The organism is Bradyrhizobium sp. Ash2021 (genome assembly GCF_031202265.1).
Classification (GTDB): domain Bacteria; phylum Pseudomonadota; class Alphaproteobacteria; order Rhizobiales; family Xanthobacteraceae; genus Bradyrhizobium.
Map to the genome: position 1 here is coordinate 1,069,166 of NZ_CP100604.1, position 14,787 is coordinate 1,083,952.

Genomic DNA, 14,787 nt, shown 5'->3' on the forward strand with positions numbered 1-14,787 from the left:
TACCCGGTTCGGCCCGTGCCGATCACGCAGATATTCCAGCGGCATGCCGGCCAGGCTCCTGACGGGCCCGAGCCCCGCGACCACCGAGCGTTTCCGATGGATATTCGCCAAACAGCGAATGATAGTAGTGGGAGAAGCGTCCGAGTTCAATGAAGCCCTGCTGCATCGCCACCTTGGCAACGGTGACCGCCGCAGGGTCGCTCTGCCTCAGAACGGAATGAATGGCGCACAGCCGCTTGTGGCGCAGGAACGTCACGGGTCCCAGACCAAGAACGTCGTCAAACGCGCGATGCAGACTCCGCCGCGAGACGTTGAAATGCGCGCAGATTTCTGAAATGTGGACGGGCCGGGCGCCGGCCTTGTCGAGATAATCCTCGACGTTCCTGACCAGCTGTATCGCCGATGGCAACGGGCCGCGGCTGTCTGGTGGCAGTGAATGCATGATCGTTGCCGTTACGGCGTCAACAATTGCCCGTTTCCAGAAATCGGCGGCACCGTCGGACAACGCCGCCTGTTGCCGTGCCAGGCGGGAAACGATCAGCGGCAATCGGCGCGTCGATGCAATGCCGATCGAGGGGTCCGCTCGATAATGGCTCTTGCTGATCCATGTGGCTGGATCGCTCAATCGTGGTTCGCCCCTGAACAGAGAGGCGACCTCGGCCAGATCGAGACGGATCGCCGCGTAGGAAGCGGCGGCGTGGAAAGTTCCGTCATGCTCGGTACTGGGAGGCATGACCAGGACGTCGGCCGGCCGCATGTCGAAAGACCAATGGGTGACGCGATCTTCCGCGTTCAGCAGCATTCCGATGACGAGCTTGTCGTCGGTCGCAATGCGTTGGGTGCGGACGCCGACGGAAAACGAACCAATACTGAGCGAGAAATCTCCGATGCCGACGTGGCTCAACGCGCCGCGAAACTTTCCGCGTCCGAGTTGCATCACCTCGACCTGGGATCCCCGTATAGCCTGATGAAGACCCTCAAAACTGTCCAGACGACAGCTGTTAACCGAAAGATGCGGGCTCATGATTCGAGGCTCCCTTGCCTCAGAACTTCGCATTGACCGCTTCCCGGCTCACGAGCCTGGCCGTTTGTTTCGACCACGATCGAAAGCTGCGCGATGAAGCAGTCCGCCGAGCCCAAATCACCGCGCGGACATTTAGGCACAACTTTGGTGCGTCGACAACGCGCTTGGTCGGGCCGCGACGATCTGCGCGCGGAATCATGAAGGTCTCTTCGCGGATCCGGATATCTGCGTCGCGGATTCACTCAGATTGTCTGCAGATCAGCGGCCAATCGACGAATCGACCGGTTTGCGAAATTACACATTCAGGTTGAGAAGTGACCTCGCCGCAAATTGGCACAAACTGCACATCACACCGGTTCGAGATTCATCTAGCGTATCGACACGCTGATGCTTCGCGCCTGTAACTCCTTGAGCTGCGAAGCTTATGCGCCAATGCGTTGTGCCAAAAAAAGCGCAGAAAAAGGGAAGAGGGGCTGACTGATCTGCTTCCGCCTCGCGCTACCACCACGCGCGCGGCCGCGATGGAAAGGGCGTAACCGCGCACGTCGGGGGTCTGCGTCATGACGTTGCTGGGGACCGACATCAGGCGGGACGAACGGCGACCGGAGGTGTGCCGGACCGCCGACATGGTCTGGATTCCCGGCGCCATGTTCCGCATGGGTTCCGACGATCATTATCCCGAGGAAGCGCCGGCGCACCGCGTGAGGGTGGATGGATTCTGGATCGACCGCACGCCGGTGACCAACCACCAGTTCAAGCGCTTCGTCATCGCGACCGGTCACAAGACTCTTGCCGAAATTTCACCCGATCCACGAGATTATCCCGGTGCGTTGCCGCACATGCTCTACGCCGGCTCGCTCGTGTTCGTGCGGCCGCGATCGACGTTCGACCTGCGCGACTGGAGCCAGTGGTGGTCGTTCATGAAGGGAGCCGACTGGCGGCACCCGTACGGGCCCAACAGCAACATCGGCGCATTGGACGATCATCCCGTGGTGCACGTCGCTTATTCGGATGCGTTGGCCTATGCGCGGTGGGCGGGAAAGGATCTGCCGACCGAAGCCGAGTGGGAATTCGCCGCGCGCGGCGGCCTTGACGGCGCCGAGTTCGCATGGGGCGACGAATTGACGCCTGGTGGCGTCCACATGGCCAACACCTGGCAGGGTGAATTCCCGCTGCATAACCTTCACGAAGATGGCTACGAGCGCACCTCGCCCGTGACAGCCTTCCCGGCCAACGGCTATGGCCTGCACGACATGATCGGCAATGTCTGGGAATGGACCTCGGACTGGTACGCAGCCAGGCACGAGGCGGATGCGCCGAAGGCGTGCCGCGTACCGGAAAATCCACGCGGCGGCCACGAGGAGGACAGCTACGATCCTCGCGAGCCGAACGTCAAAATCCCGCGCAAGGTCATCAAGGGCGGCTCGCATCTCTGCGCACCAAACTATTGCCGCCGCTACCGCCCGGCGGCGCGCCATGCCGAGGCGATCGATACCTCGACCAGCCACGTCGGATTCCGGTGCGTCTCACGGAGTCCACAGGCGCGATGATGTGTATGCTTCGGTAACGCTTCGCAACGGCCCCGCCGCAATTGCCGAACCGGAGCTCGCGGCGTATCTGACGAAATATCCGCAGGACGAGATCGCGCGCTTCCATCGCGGTGATCGGCCCTGAGACGGCGAAGCTGCGTGCCAATTTCTCATATGTCGTCGCCCGCGAAAGCGCGAAAGCGGGCGATCCAGTATTCCAGAGACGTCAGTGATTAGCCGAGAAGCCGCGGCGTAGTGGATACCCCGCCTGCGGGGTATGACGGTTCGAGGCGTCATGGCATTTCCCATTCTTTCGAAAACGCTTTATGGTGCCCGGCGGTTTTCACCCGGAGTGAGAACTATAATCCATCAATATCAAAGGCTTAACGGCAGGTCCGCGCCTTTGGAGGGCGGTTTGACGCGGTATATTTCGACCCGGGGGGAGGCCCCCGCGCTTGGCTTCTGCGATGTGATGCTGACCGGGCTTGCCCGCGACGGCGGCCTCTACGTGCCTGAGGTGTGGCCGCAGCTTTCGCACCAGACCATCGCCGGATTTTTCGGCCGGCCCTATTGGGAAGTTGCGGTCGATGTGATCCGGCCGTTCGCCGGCGGTGAGATTTCCGACGCCGATCTCGGCCGCATGGCCAACGAGGCCTACGCCACCTTCCGCCATCCCGCCGTGGTGCCGCTTCGCCAGACCGGCGCCAGCCAGTTCGTGCTGGAACTGTTCCACGGTCCGACGCTCGCCTTCAAGGACGTCGCGATGCAGCTGATCTCGCGGCTGATGGATCACGTGCTGGCCAGGCGCGCGCAGCGCACCACCATCGTGGTCGCCACCTCCGGCGATACCGGGGGGGCTGCGGTCGATGCGTTTGCCGGTCTCGATAATGTCGACCTGATCGTGCTGTTTCCGAATGGCCGGATTTCCGACGTGCAGCGGCGGATGATGACGACATCGGGCGCCGCCAACGTGCATGCGCTCGCGATCGAGGGCACGTTTGACGATTGCCAGGCGATCGTGAAGGCGCTGTTCAACCATCACGGCTTTCGCGATGCAGTCTCGCTCTCCGGCGTCAATTCGATCAACTGGGCGCGCATCGTGGCCCAGGTCGTCTACTACTTCACATCAGCGGTCGCGCTCGGCGCCCCGGCGCGGACGGTGGACTTCACCGTGCCGACCGGAAATTTCGGCGATATTTTTGCGGGCTATGTTGCCAAGCGAATGGGCCTGCCGGTGCGAACCCTGCGGATCGCCGCCAACGTCAACGATATCCTGGCCCGCACGCTCAAAACCGGCATCTACGAAGTGCGCGAGGTCCACGCCACCGCGTCGCCGTCGATGGACATCCAGATATCCTCGAATTTCGAGCGGCTGTTGTTCGAGGCAAGCCGCCGCGACGCCGACAGCGTACGTCGGCTGATGGCGTCGCTGAAGCAATCCAGCCGCTTCGTGCTGCCGGACGCGACACTGGCTGCGATCCGCGAGGAATTCGACGCCGGCCGCGCCGACGAGACCGAAACGGCCGCCGCGATCCGCGCCGCCTGGCGCGAGGCCGGCGATCTCGTCGATCCCCATACCGCGGTCGCGCTGGCGGTGGCCGATCGCGACAGTTCCGATTCCAGGATACCCAACATCGTGCTGTCGACCGCGCACCCGGCGAAATTCCCCGATGCGGTCGAAGCCGCCTGCGGTGTGCGGCCGCAACTGCCGGCCTGGCTCGACGGCCTGATGACCAAATCCGAACACATCACGGTGATGAAAAACGATTCGGCGGCAGTCGAGCGATTCGTCCGCTCGGTCAGCCGTGCCGCCAAGCAGGGAGTTGCCGGATGAGCGTCGACGTTACCAAGCTGGCGTCTGGCCTTACCGTCGTCACCGACATCATGCCGCATCTGGAGACCGCCGCGCTCGGCGTCTGGACCGGGGTTGGCGGCCGCGACGAGAAGCCCAACGAGCACGGCATCTCGCATCTCCTGGAGCACATGGCGTTCAAGGGCACCGCGCGGCGCTCCTCGCGCGAGATCGTCGAGGAGATCGAGGCGGTCGGCGGCGATCTCAACGCCGGCACCTCGACCGAGACCACGGCCTATTACGCGCGGGTGATGAAGGCCGACGTGCCGCTGGCGCTCGACGTGCTGTCCGACATCCTCGCCAATCCCTCCTTCGTGCCGGACGAACTGGAGCGCGAGAAGAGCGTCATCGTGCAGGAGATCGGGGCGGCGCAGGACACGCCCGACGACGTCGTGTTCGAGCATCTCAACGAGCTCTGCTATCCGGACCAGCCGATGGGGCGCTCGCTGCTCGGCACCGCCAAGACGCTGAAGAAATTCGACCGCGACATGCTGCGCAGTTACCTCACGACGCATTATCGCGGTCCCGACATGGTGGTGGCGGCGGCGGGCGCCGTGGATCACAAGCGCGTCGTCGAGGAAGCGACGCAGCGCTTTGCCAGTTTTGAAGGCACGCCCGCGCCGAAACCGCAGGCGGCGATGTTCGGCAAGGGTGGTTCGCGCGTGGTGCATCGCGATCTCGAACAGGCGCATCTGACGCTGGCGCTCGAGGGCGTCCCACAGACCGATCCGTCGCTGTTCTCGCTCCAGGTCTTCACCAACACGCTGGGTGGCGGGATGTCGTCGCGGCTGTTCCAGGAAGTGCGCGAAAAGCGCGGCCTGTGCTACTCGATCTACACCTTCCACGCGCCCTATACCGATACCGGCTTTTTCGGGCTCTATACCGGCACCGATCCGGCCGACGCGCCGGAGATGATGGAAGTGATCGTCGACGTCATCAACGACGCCGTCGAAACCCTGACCGAAGCCGAGATCGCCCGCGCCAAGGCGCAGATGAAGGCGGGGCTGCTGATGGCGCTGGAGAGCTGTTCCTCCCGCGCCGAGCAGCTGGCGCGTCATATGCTGGCCTATGGCCGGCCGCTGACGGTGGAGGAACTGGTCGGGCGGATCGACGCGGTCAGCGTGGAATCGACCCGCGACGCCGCGCGGGGCCTGTTGTCGCGCAGCCGGCCGGCGGTTGTCGCCCTTGGCAGCGGAAGGGGTCTGGACACGGCGGTGTCTTTTGCGGAAGGATTGACCCGGTCGAAGGCGAAAACGCTCCTGCATTGAGGGCAGGCGCCCTGCGACCGGATGCGGGCGGGGGAGTTTCAGGCATGGCCCTGTTTCGTTTGCCATCAAGCGGACCGGCGGCACTGGTGCCACGCGGGCACGGTCTGTTGCTGCGCGCGCCGCAGATGTCGGATTTCCTGCAATGGGCGCAGCTCCGCGAACATAGCCGCGCCTATCTGACGCCGTGGGAGCCGATCTGGCCGTCCGACGATCTCACCCGTGCCGGTTTCCGGCGCCGCCTGCGCCGCTATGCCGAAGACATCGCCGCCGACCGGTCCTATCCGTTCATCATCTTCCGCGAATCGGACGGCATGATGATCGGCGGTATTACACTCGCCAATGTCCGCCGCGGCATCGTGCAGGCCGGCACCATCGGCTATTGGGTCGGCCAGCCCCATGCCCATCGCGGTTATATGACGACGGCGCTGCGCGTATTGCTGCCGTCGCTGTTCGGCGAGCTCAATCTGCACCGCATCGAGGCCGCCTGCATTCCCTCCAATACGCCCTCGATCCGGGTGCTGGAGAAATGCGGCTTTACCCGCGAGGGGCTGGCGCGGCGCTATCTCTGCATCAACGGGGTCTGGCAAGATCATCTGCTGTTCGGCCTGCTGCACGAGGATTTCCGCGGCTAAACCTTAATTTTGAGGCGCCCCGAAGCGCCCCGATGTGCAGCCACGTGCTTAGCTTTAAGTGCCTTGGGTTCGCCGCCATTGCGCTGTTATAAGGCGGCCTTGGAACTCGGTCGGATGATGTCAGGGACGTCGCATGGGTGACAATCGTTTGGTCAGGGTCGCGATAGCGGCCGCGCTCGGCTGCAGCCTGTTGGTTCAGCCTGTAGCGGCGCAATCGCTGAGCGATCGCTTCAAGAGCCTGTTCGGCGGCAAGTCGGACGAGCCGGCGCCAAATGCGCCGGCGGCGGCGGCGGGGTCCGACAACGTCGACCAGTCCGGCCTGTTCTGCCCGGACGTGAAGATCCGCGCCGGCGCCTCGACCTATGCGGTGGCGGCGCCCGGCAAGCAGCCGATCGGCAACGATCTCAAGTTTCAGGCGACCATCACCAAGACCGCCCGCGAATGCCAGATCAATGGCGGCGAGATCACCGCGCGGGTCGGAATCCAGGGCCGCATTATCGCCGGCCCGGCTGGTGCCCCGACCTCGGTCCAGATTCCGCTGCGCGTTGCCGTGGTGCAGGGCGGCGTGTCGGAAAAGACCATCGCCACCAAGGTCTACCAGACCACGGTCGGGATGTCGGAATCGGGCAGCGAACCGTTCACGCTGGTCGCCGATGACCTGGTATATCCGGCGCCGTCGGTCGCGGTCGGCGACACCTACATCTTCTATATCGGGTTCGACCCGCAGGCCCTGAAGCCGGAACCGAAGCCGAAGGCGACGAAGAAGAAGTGAACAAAAAAGCCGGCGCGATGAACTCGCGCCGGCTTTTTGTATCAGGTGAGATCGATCAGTTCAGCTTGGCGCGAACTTCGGCGATGCCCTTGGCCAGCAGGTCATCGGCCACCGGGCCCTTGACCGACTGCGACAGGATGGTCGAGGCCGCCGCCACCGCGGCATTGGCCGCCGCCGAACGGACGTCGGCGATTGCCTGCGCTTCGGCCAGCGCGATCTTGCTCTCGGCGGTCTTGGTGCGCCGGGCGACAAAATCTTCCATCTTGGCCTTGGCTTCCACCGCGATGCGTTCGGCGTCGGCCTTGGCGTTCGAGATGATTTCTTCGGCCTCGCGTTCGGCGCTGGCCCGCTTGGTCTTGTATTCCGCGAGCAGCTTTGCGGCTTCTTCCTTGAGGCGGCGGGCGTCGTCGAGCTCGGCCCTGATGCGTTCGGCGCGGTGGTCCAGCGCCTTCAGCACCGTCTTGTGGACACCGAGATAGGCAAACACGATCATCAGGATGACGAACGCGATCGCGACCCAGGTTTCCGGTTCGTAGAACATCGGACTATCCCTTCAACGAAGCGTCGACGGCGCTGTTCACCGCGCTGCCGTCAGGCAGCACGCCGGTCAGCCGCTGCACGATGGCCGCGGCCGCGTCGGCAGCGATACCGCGGACATTTCTCATCGCGGTCTCGCGGGTTGCAGCGATGGTTTTCTCGGCCTGGGCGAGCTTGGCGGAAAGCTGGTCTTCCAGCGTCTTGCGCTCGGCTTCCGAGGCCGCGTTCAACTTCTCGCGGGTCTCGTTGCCGATCGCCTGAGCGCGGGAGCGCGCGGCCGCCAGTTCGCTTTCGTAGGCCTTCAGCGCCGCGTCGGACTCGTCCTTCAGCTTCTGCGCTGCCGACAGATCGCCCTCGATCGCATCCTGCCGCGCATCGATGACGCTGCCGACCCGCGGCAGCGCGATGCGTGAGACGATCAGATAAAGCGCGACGAAGGCGATGACCAGCGACACCAATTGGGACGCGAAGGTGGAGGAATCGAACGGCGGGAACCCGCCGCCATGATGTCCACCATCCGCCTCGGTATGGGCGCCGGTCTTCTGGCCTTTTGCCTCGCCATGACTCTCAGCCATGGAGTTCTCCTGTTGCTGTCAGGCGCACCGCCGACGAGCGGCGGCGCGAAGGGATTCCGCTCAGAGCGGGACGAACAGCAGCAGCAGTGCGATCAGCAGCGAGAAGATGCCGAGGGCTTCGGTCACGGCGAAGCCGAAGATCAGGTTGCCGAACTGGCCCTGGGCTGCGGAGGGATTGCGCACCGCTGCGGCAAGGTAGTTGCCGAAGATGATGCCCACGCCGACGCCCGCACCGCCCATGCCGATGCATGCGATGCCCGCGCCGATAAGTTTAGCTGCTGCCGGTTCCATTTTTAGCTCCTTGGGAAGAAAGACAAAGGGTGGTGGGTGGGAATTCCCGGGACCGCTTAGTGTCCCGGATGAAGGGCGTCGTTGAGGTAGATGCAGGTGAGGATCGCGAACACATAGGCTTGCAGGAACGCGACCAGGAGCTCGAGCGCGGTGAGCGCAACCGTGAGCGCCAGCGGCATCATGCCGCCGACCCAGCCGAGCGCGCCGAGCGAGACGCCGAGCATCGCGACGAAGCCCGCGAACACCTTCAGCGCGATGTGGCCGGCCAGCATGTTGGCGAACAGACGCACGCTGTGCGAGACCGGCCGCAGGAAGAACGACAGGATCTCGATGAACATGACCAGCGGCAGAATGTAGATCGGAACGCCGGACGGCACGAAAATCTTGAAGAATTTCAGGCCGTTCTTGTAAACGCCGTAGATCAGCACGGTGAGAAACACCAGGAGCGCCAGCGCCACGGTGACGATGATGTGGCTCGAAATCGTGAAGGTATAGGGAATGATGCCGACGAGGTTCGAAACGCAGATGAACATGAACAGCGAGAAGATAAGCGGGAAGAACTTCATGCCTTCCGCGCCGGCAGTGCTGCGGATCGTGCCGGCGACGAACTCGTAGGAGATTTCGGCCATCGACTGGAATCGCCCCGGCACCAGTTGCCGCCCCGAGACGCCACCGATCATCAGGATCGAGATCAACGCCACCGCGACGAACATGTAGAGCGACGAGTTCGTGAACGCGATCGTCTGATTGCCGATGTGGCCGATCGTGAACAGCGGCTCGATATTGAACTGGTGGATCGGGTCGATTTTCATCCGCGCGGCTCTTGGTCCTCCGGCACTTCGGCCGGCAATCGAATTTCAAATGTCGTGACTTCCCGTCAGTGCTCAGCGCCTGCCTGAAGCTACACCTGCAGATCTCACCACGTTGACCACGCCGGCGACGAAGCCGAGCAGCAAAAACACGATGAAACCGAACGGCGATGTCGACAACAAACGGTCGAAACCCCAGCCAATCCCTGCCCCGACGGCAACGCCCGCGACCAACTCCGAGGAGAGGCGGAAACCGAGCGCCATGGCGGAAGCCCTGGCAGCCCTGTCGCCGCTCTCAGTGCCGGGTTGGTCAGTCCTGATTTTGCGGCTGTCACGAATTTCGGACAACCGGTTGTCGAGACTTCCGAGCCTTGCGGAAAGCGCGGCTTCGTCGGAGGACGATTGATCGCGATTTCCATTTGCGCCGTCGTTGGTGTCTTCAGCCATGCTGAAGACTAACCGATGCCGCGGTGGATGGAAATTACGCCCGTCACCCTTAAAAGCCGCGCGGACCATACTTACCGCGTCTAATCAAGTCAAGATTGCGCCGTAACCAGTTAGTGCATTGATTTAACTGGATTTATTCGGAAATTTTCCACTGCGCTGTGGACCCGTCATCGCAGTGCAGCAGCTAATTCGGCACGGATCAATCTTGCGCGGCTCAGACGGGTCTGTTGGGATGCACCCGCGCACCTCAAATCCTTCTTCCCGGAGCCCGCATGCCGCGTCAGGTCGATTACTATTTCTCGTTTCAATCGCCCTGGGCCTATATCGGGCATAACTTTTTTCGGGACCTCGTAAGTACCTACGATCTCAAGGTGAATCACAAGCCGGTGGTGCTGGTCGATCTGTTCTCGGAGACCGGCGGGCTGCCGCTGATGAAGCGCCACCCGGTGCGGCAGCGCTACCGGATGGTCGAGCTGCAGCGCTGGCGCGACAAGCGCGGCCTGAAATTCCATCTGCAGCCGGCGAACTGGCCGTTCAACGCCCGGCTTGCCGATGGCGTGGTGATCGCGGCCCTCGAGGCCGGTCTCGATCCCGATCGATATCTGCGGCGGGCCTTTGCTGGCGTCTGGGAGGATCAGCTCAATCTCGCCGATCCTGCCACCATCGTCCAACTGGCCGACGAATCCGGGCTTCCCGGCCGGCGATTGGTCGAGCGCTCGCAGTCCGAGGAGATCAGCGCGGTCTATGAGCAGAACCGCCAGGATGCGCTGGCATCCGACGTGTTCGGCTCGCCGGTCTATGTGCTCGACGGCGAGGTATTCTGGGGACAGGATCGGATCGAATTGCTGGCAGACGCGTTGAAGTCCGGCCGCGCGCCCTATAGGTCACAGGTATAGCTTTTTGCTTTGACGCGTTTTCTACCGCAGATAAGTCTACGCAATCTGCGCAGGCTTGATTGCTATGCGAACCGGTACCCACCCCGGAACAAGTCCGGGGCAGGCTTTCGCTCGAAAACGCTATGGGACTGAGGTACCGGAACCGTGCTGAGGCGGGAGCAAGCTCATGAGCACAGCGACGTCGTCCTCGAAATTCTCCTCTTTCCTTGGCCTTGCCGCGCTGGCGGTTTGTCTCGGCGGCGCAGCGAGCGCGGTCGCGCAGGCGGCGCCGGACACCGAGAACGGCCGCTATGCGCTGTCGCCGACGGCCGACGGCGTGCTCCGGCTCGATACGCGAACCGGCACCGTTTCGACCTGCAACAATTCCGGCGCGGGCTGGGCCTGCTACGCCGTGCCCGACGAGCGCGCCGCGCTCGATGCGGAAATCGGCCGGCTGCAGGCCGACAATGACAAGCTCAAGGCTGAACTGGCGGCGCGCGAGCCGACGATTACCGGCAAGATCGAGGAGCCGCTGCCGAAAAGCGATGCGCTGCCGAAAGATGAATCCCAGCCGAAATCGGATTCGCTGCGGAAGGCGGAGCCGAAGGTCGCCGAGGGCGAGCGCAAGATCGAGATCCCGCTGCCGAGCGATCGCGACATGGATCGCATGATGTCGTTCCTGGAGCGGGCCTGGCGGCGTTTGATCGAGATGGCCAACCGGGTGCAGAGGGACTTCAACGGCAAGATTTGACGGGGCTTTGCAGCTGTCGTCCCTGCGAAAGCAGAGACCCATAGTCACCGCCGTTGGTTGTTGCAGAAGGTATCAACTCCTTCCTCCCAAACACGAGAGGCCGCTGAGTATGGGTCCCTGCTTTCGCAGGGACGACGGAGAGAAAGAGTTTATGACCGCACCCAAATCACTCTCCCGCACGCCGCCATCCGCGATCGCAGCACCTGCCATCGTCTCGTCGCTTCTCGCGGTGCAGACGCGAGGTGTCGGCTTCACCGACCTCACCGCCGAGATCGCAAAATTCGTGGCGGACGCCGGTGCGCGCGAAGGCGCGGTGACGCTGTTCATTCGCCATACCTCGGCGTCGCTGACGATCCAGGAAAATGCCGACCCGTCGGTGCTCGACGATTTGAAGACGGCGCTGCACCGCCTGGCACCGGAGAATGCCGGATGGACGCATGAAGCCGAGGGTCCCGACGACATGCCGGCGCATATCAAGGCCATGCTGACGGCGACCTCGCTGCAGGTTCCGGTGCTGGCGGGCGAACTTTCGCTCGGCACCTGGCAGGCGATCTATCTGATCGAGCACCGCGCGCGTCCGCATCGGCGCGAGGTCGTGCTGCAGTTCATCGGAAGCGTCGGCTGAAAACAAAACCGGCCGCGGAGCGATCCGCGGCCGGTTTGTTGGACATGTCCGATCCGGGCGGCTGTCGCCGCAACCGAGACCGTCAGTTGGTCTTGATATCGACGTCCTTGGTCTCCGGCAGGAAGAAGAAGCCGACGACAGCAGTGATTGACGCGAAGATGATCGGATACCAAAGACCCGCATAGATATCGCCGGTGGACGCCACGATCGCGAACGCGGTCGCGGGCAGCAAGCCGCCGAACCAGCCGTTGCCGATGTGATAGGGCAGCGACATCGAGGTGTAGCGGATCTTGGTCGGGAACAGTTCGACCAGCATCGCCGCGATCGGCCCGTACACCATGGTGACGAAGATCACCAGGATGAACAGCAGTCCGATGATCGCCAGAACCTGCGGACGGAAGATGTCGAACGGGTTCGACATCTTCACGATGCCGGCGTCGCCCGCCTTGGGATAGCCGGCGGCGGCAACGGCTGCGGCGACGGCCGGGTTACCGGCCTTCGCGTCGGGGTAGGCCACTTCCTTGCCATTCACCATCACCTTCACGCCGGAGCCTGCGGCGGCGTACGTGGTCGAATACTTGACCGACGACGACGCGAGGAAGGCGCGGGCGGTGTCGCACGGCGCGGTGAAGACGCGGGTGCCAACCGGGTTGAACAGATCGCCGCAGCCGGCGGGATCGGCGACGACCTCCACCTTGGTGGCTTCGATCGCCTTTTCCAGCGCCGGGTTGGCGTTGGTCGTGATCATCCGGAAGATCGGGAAGAACGTCAGCGCCGCGATCAGGCAGCCCGCCAGAATGATCGGCTTGCGGCCGATCTTGTCGGACAGGGCGCCGAACACCACGAAGAAGCCGGTGCCGAACAACAACGACCACGCGATCAGAAGGTTGGCGGTGTAGCCGTCGACCTTCAGGATCGATTGCAGGAAGAACAATGCGTAGAACTGGCCGGTATACCAGACCACGCCTTGGCCCATGGTGCCGCCGAGCAGCGCCAGGATGACGATCTTGGCATTGCTCCAGTTGGCGAAGGCTTCGGTCAACGGGGCCTTCGAGCTCTTGCCCTCGTCCTTCATCTTCTGGAACACCGGCGATTCGTTCAGGCGCAGCCGGATCCAGACCGAAACGCCGAGCAAGACCACCGAAACCAGGAACGGTATGCGCCAGCCCCAGGCGGCGAATTCAGGTTCGCCGAGCGCGGAACGCGTGAACAGGATCACCAGCAGCGACAGGAACAGGCCGAGCGTCGCCGTGGTCTGGATGAATGATGTGTAATAGCCGCGCTTGCCATCCGGGGCATGCTCGGCCACGTAGGTCGCCGCACCGCCGTATTCGCCGCCGAGCGCGAGACCTTGCAGGAGGCGCAACGCGATCAGGATGACCGGGGCGGCAAACCCGATGGTCTTGGCGTTGGGCAACAGGCCGACGATGAAGGTCGACAGGCCCATGATCAGAATGGTGACGAGGAAGGTGTATTTGCGGCCGACGATGTCGCCGATGCGGCCGAACACGATGGCGCCGAACGGGCGCACCAGGAAGCCGGCGGCGAAGGCGAGCAGCGCGAAGATGTCGCGCGTCGCCGGCGGATAGTCCGAGAAGAACTGCGCGCCGATGATCGGGGCGAGCGATCCGTACAGGTAGAAATCGTACCATTCGAAGACGGTGCCGAGCGAGGAAGCCAGAATGACGAAACGTTCGTCCTTGGTCATTCCTCCGGTCCTGGCTGAAGTTGCAGTCATGGTAGACATTTTGGTTCGCTCCCCGAAAGCATTGACGCCAAGCTTGCCCGTGCGCCGATCTTGGCCGGATTGAGCGCAGGCTCCGGCGTTAAGGTAACATCGCTGTGAAAGCCGCCCCAATACGACTTTTGGCCCTTTCGCTTTTCGTCCACCGAAGCCTTGTGTTTGCGCTGGATCAATGCGGAGGAGCCCTTGGTATTGCAGCGCACAACCGCGCCGGTTAACTGCTTTGAGATGTGATAGGATTGGGTGCTTGCACATGACGGCCCGGCAAGGGACAAAGCGATCCGGGTCTGCCGCAGGCCCTTTGCGAGAAACGAATGACGACCGCTGCCAGTACCCATCTCGTCATCGCCGATGACCATCCATTGTTCCGCGACGCGTTGCGGCAGGCGGTGGCGAGCGTCGTGCGCTCGGCCGTCATCAGCGAGGCCGGGTCGTTCGACGATCTCACCGCGCTCCTGGAACAGGATTCCGACGTCGATTTGATCCTGCTCGATCTGACCATGCCGGGGATCTCGGGCTTCTCCGGGCTGATTTACCTGCGCGCGCAATATCCGGCGATCCCGGTGGTGATCGTTTCCGCCAGCGACGACGCCGGCACGATCCGCCGATCGCTCGATTTCGGCGCCTCCGGCTTCATTCCAAAACGCTTCGGGGTCGAGACGCTGCGCGACGCGATCATGAAGGTGATGGATGGCGACGTCTGGGTTCCCGCGGACACCGACCTGTCGGCAGTTAACGACCCCGACATGACACGGCTGCGCGATCGGCTGGTCACGCTGACCCCACAGCAGGTGCGGGTGCTGATGATGCTGTCGGAGGGGCTGCTCAACAAGCAGATCGCCTATGAGCTCGGGGTCTCCGAAGCGACCATCAAGGCGCATGTCTCGGCGATCCTGCAAAAACTCGGCGTCGAAAGCCGCACCCAGGCCGTGATCGCGGCGGCGAAAATCGCCGGTGGCCAATGGCGGCCCAGCGCTTGATGCGCCGGAGCGTTGCCCTGTAAGTCTTACCGCTCAGAACGCCGGATGGAGTGATCCTGATCGTGGGCAGCAGCGG

Annotated in this window: 17 protein-coding genes; 9 read left to right on the forward strand and 8 right to left on the reverse strand. The window is 63.2% G+C overall.

Going from position 1 to position 14,787, the window contains the following annotated elements:
• Positions 1–22: 22 nt before the first annotated feature.
• Positions 23–1,024, reverse strand: a complete 1,002-nt coding sequence (locus NL528_RS04990; RefSeq protein WP_309181612.1) for a helix-turn-helix domain-containing protein — start codon at positions 1,022–1,024, stop codon at positions 23–25.
• 626 nt (positions 1,025–1,650) lie between these two features.
• Between NL528_RS04990 and NL528_RS04995 the strand changes: the two genes are divergently transcribed.
• The 5 genes from NL528_RS04995 to NL528_RS05015 all read left to right on the forward strand — a co-directional run bounded on the left by NL528_RS04995 (position 1,651) and on the right by NL528_RS05015 (position 7,077).
• Entirely contained in the window at positions 1,651–2,574 is a 924-nt protein-coding gene (locus NL528_RS04995) for a formylglycine-generating enzyme family protein (RefSeq protein WP_375144039.1), read from the forward strand.
• A 394-nt stretch (positions 2,575–2,968) separates the two neighbouring features.
• Positions 2,969–4,387: a threonine synthase gene (thrC, locus tag NL528_RS05000; RefSeq protein ID WP_309181614.1), complete on the forward strand. Its 1,419-nt coding sequence runs from the start codon at positions 2,969–2,971 to the stop codon at positions 4,385–4,387.
• Positions 4,384–5,673, forward strand: a complete 1,290-nt coding sequence (locus NL528_RS05005; protein ID WP_309181615.1) for a pitrilysin family protein — start codon at positions 4,384–4,386, stop codon at positions 5,671–5,673. Before thrC ends, NL528_RS05005 begins: the two co-directional genes overlap by 4 nt.
• Before the next feature lie 44 nt (positions 5,674–5,717).
• Entirely contained in the window at positions 5,718–6,305 is a 588-nt protein-coding gene (locus tag NL528_RS05010; protein ID WP_309181616.1) for a GNAT family protein, read from the forward strand.
• Between the two features lie 133 nt (positions 6,306–6,438).
• A complete protein-coding gene (locus NL528_RS05015) occupies positions 6,439–7,077 on the forward strand; it encodes a hypothetical protein (RefSeq protein WP_309181617.1) in 639 nt (212 codons plus the stop codon).
• Between the two features lie 55 nt (positions 7,078–7,132).
• On the opposite strand, the gene NL528_RS05020 is transcribed toward NL528_RS05015, so the two are convergent.
• From NL528_RS05020 to NL528_RS05040, 5 genes are all read right to left on the reverse strand, one after another.
• Positions 7,133–7,618, reverse strand: a complete 486-nt coding sequence (locus NL528_RS05020) for an ATP F0F1 synthase subunit B (protein WP_309181618.1) — start codon at positions 7,616–7,618, stop codon at positions 7,133–7,135.
• A gap of 4 nt (positions 7,619–7,622) precedes the next feature.
• The gene (locus tag NL528_RS05025) at positions 7,623–8,189 is read right to left on the reverse strand and encodes a F0F1 ATP synthase subunit B (RefSeq protein ID WP_309181619.1); all 567 of its coding nucleotides are present in this window, start codon (positions 8,187–8,189) and stop codon (positions 7,623–7,625) included.
• Positions 8,190–8,249: 60 nt separating this feature from the next.
• A complete protein-coding gene (locus NL528_RS05030) occupies positions 8,250–8,480 on the reverse strand; it encodes a F0F1 ATP synthase subunit C (protein ID WP_016847054.1) in 231 nt (76 codons plus the stop codon).
• A gap of 56 nt (positions 8,481–8,536) precedes the next feature.
• Positions 8,537–9,292, reverse strand: a complete 756-nt coding sequence (locus NL528_RS05035) for a F0F1 ATP synthase subunit A (RefSeq protein ID WP_309181620.1) — start codon at positions 9,290–9,292, stop codon at positions 8,537–8,539.
• A 72-nt stretch (positions 9,293–9,364) separates the two neighbouring features.
• On the reverse strand, positions 9,365–9,736 hold the full coding sequence (locus NL528_RS05040; protein ID WP_309184806.1) for an AtpZ/AtpI family protein: 372 nt from the start codon (positions 9,734–9,736) through the stop codon (positions 9,365–9,367).
• Positions 9,737–10,008: 272 nt separating this feature from the next.
• Here NL528_RS05040 and NL528_RS05045 point away from each other — a divergent pair, with 272 nt between their 5' ends.
• The 3 genes from NL528_RS05045 (at position 10,009) to NL528_RS05055 (ending at position 11,987) form a co-directional block, all read left to right on the forward strand.
• Entirely contained in the window at positions 10,009–10,632 is a 624-nt protein-coding gene (locus tag NL528_RS05045; RefSeq protein ID WP_309181621.1) for a 2-hydroxychromene-2-carboxylate isomerase, read from the forward strand.
• A gap of 166 nt (positions 10,633–10,798) precedes the next feature.
• Positions 10,799–11,362: a hypothetical protein gene (locus NL528_RS05050; RefSeq protein WP_309181622.1), complete on the forward strand. Its 564-nt coding sequence runs from the start codon at positions 10,799–10,801 to the stop codon at positions 11,360–11,362.
• Positions 11,363–11,513: 151 nt separating this feature from the next.
• Positions 11,514–11,987 carry a secondary thiamine-phosphate synthase enzyme YjbQ gene (locus NL528_RS05055; RefSeq protein WP_309181623.1) on the forward strand — a complete coding sequence of 158 codons (474 nt, stop codon included), beginning with the start codon at positions 11,514–11,516 and terminating at the stop codon, positions 11,985–11,987.
• Positions 11,988–12,069: 82 nt separating this feature from the next.
• Here the strand turns inward: NL528_RS05055 and NL528_RS05060 are convergent, their stop codons facing one another.
• Entirely contained in the window at positions 12,070–13,734 is a 1,665-nt protein-coding gene (locus NL528_RS05060) for an MFS transporter (RefSeq protein ID WP_309181624.1), read from the reverse strand.
• Positions 13,722–14,090, reverse strand: coding sequence for a hypothetical protein (locus NL528_RS05065; RefSeq protein WP_309181625.1), 369 nt, complete (start codon positions 14,088–14,090; stop codon positions 13,722–13,724). Before NL528_RS05065 ends, NL528_RS05060 begins: the two co-directional genes overlap by 13 nt.
• Here NL528_RS05065 and NL528_RS05070 point away from each other — a divergent pair.
• A complete protein-coding gene (locus NL528_RS05070) occupies positions 14,046–14,711 on the forward strand; it encodes a response regulator transcription factor (protein WP_309181626.1) in 666 nt (221 codons plus the stop codon). The two genes, NL528_RS05065 and NL528_RS05070, sit on opposite strands and share 45 nt — an antisense overlap.
• Positions 14,712–14,787 lie beyond the last annotated feature (76 nt).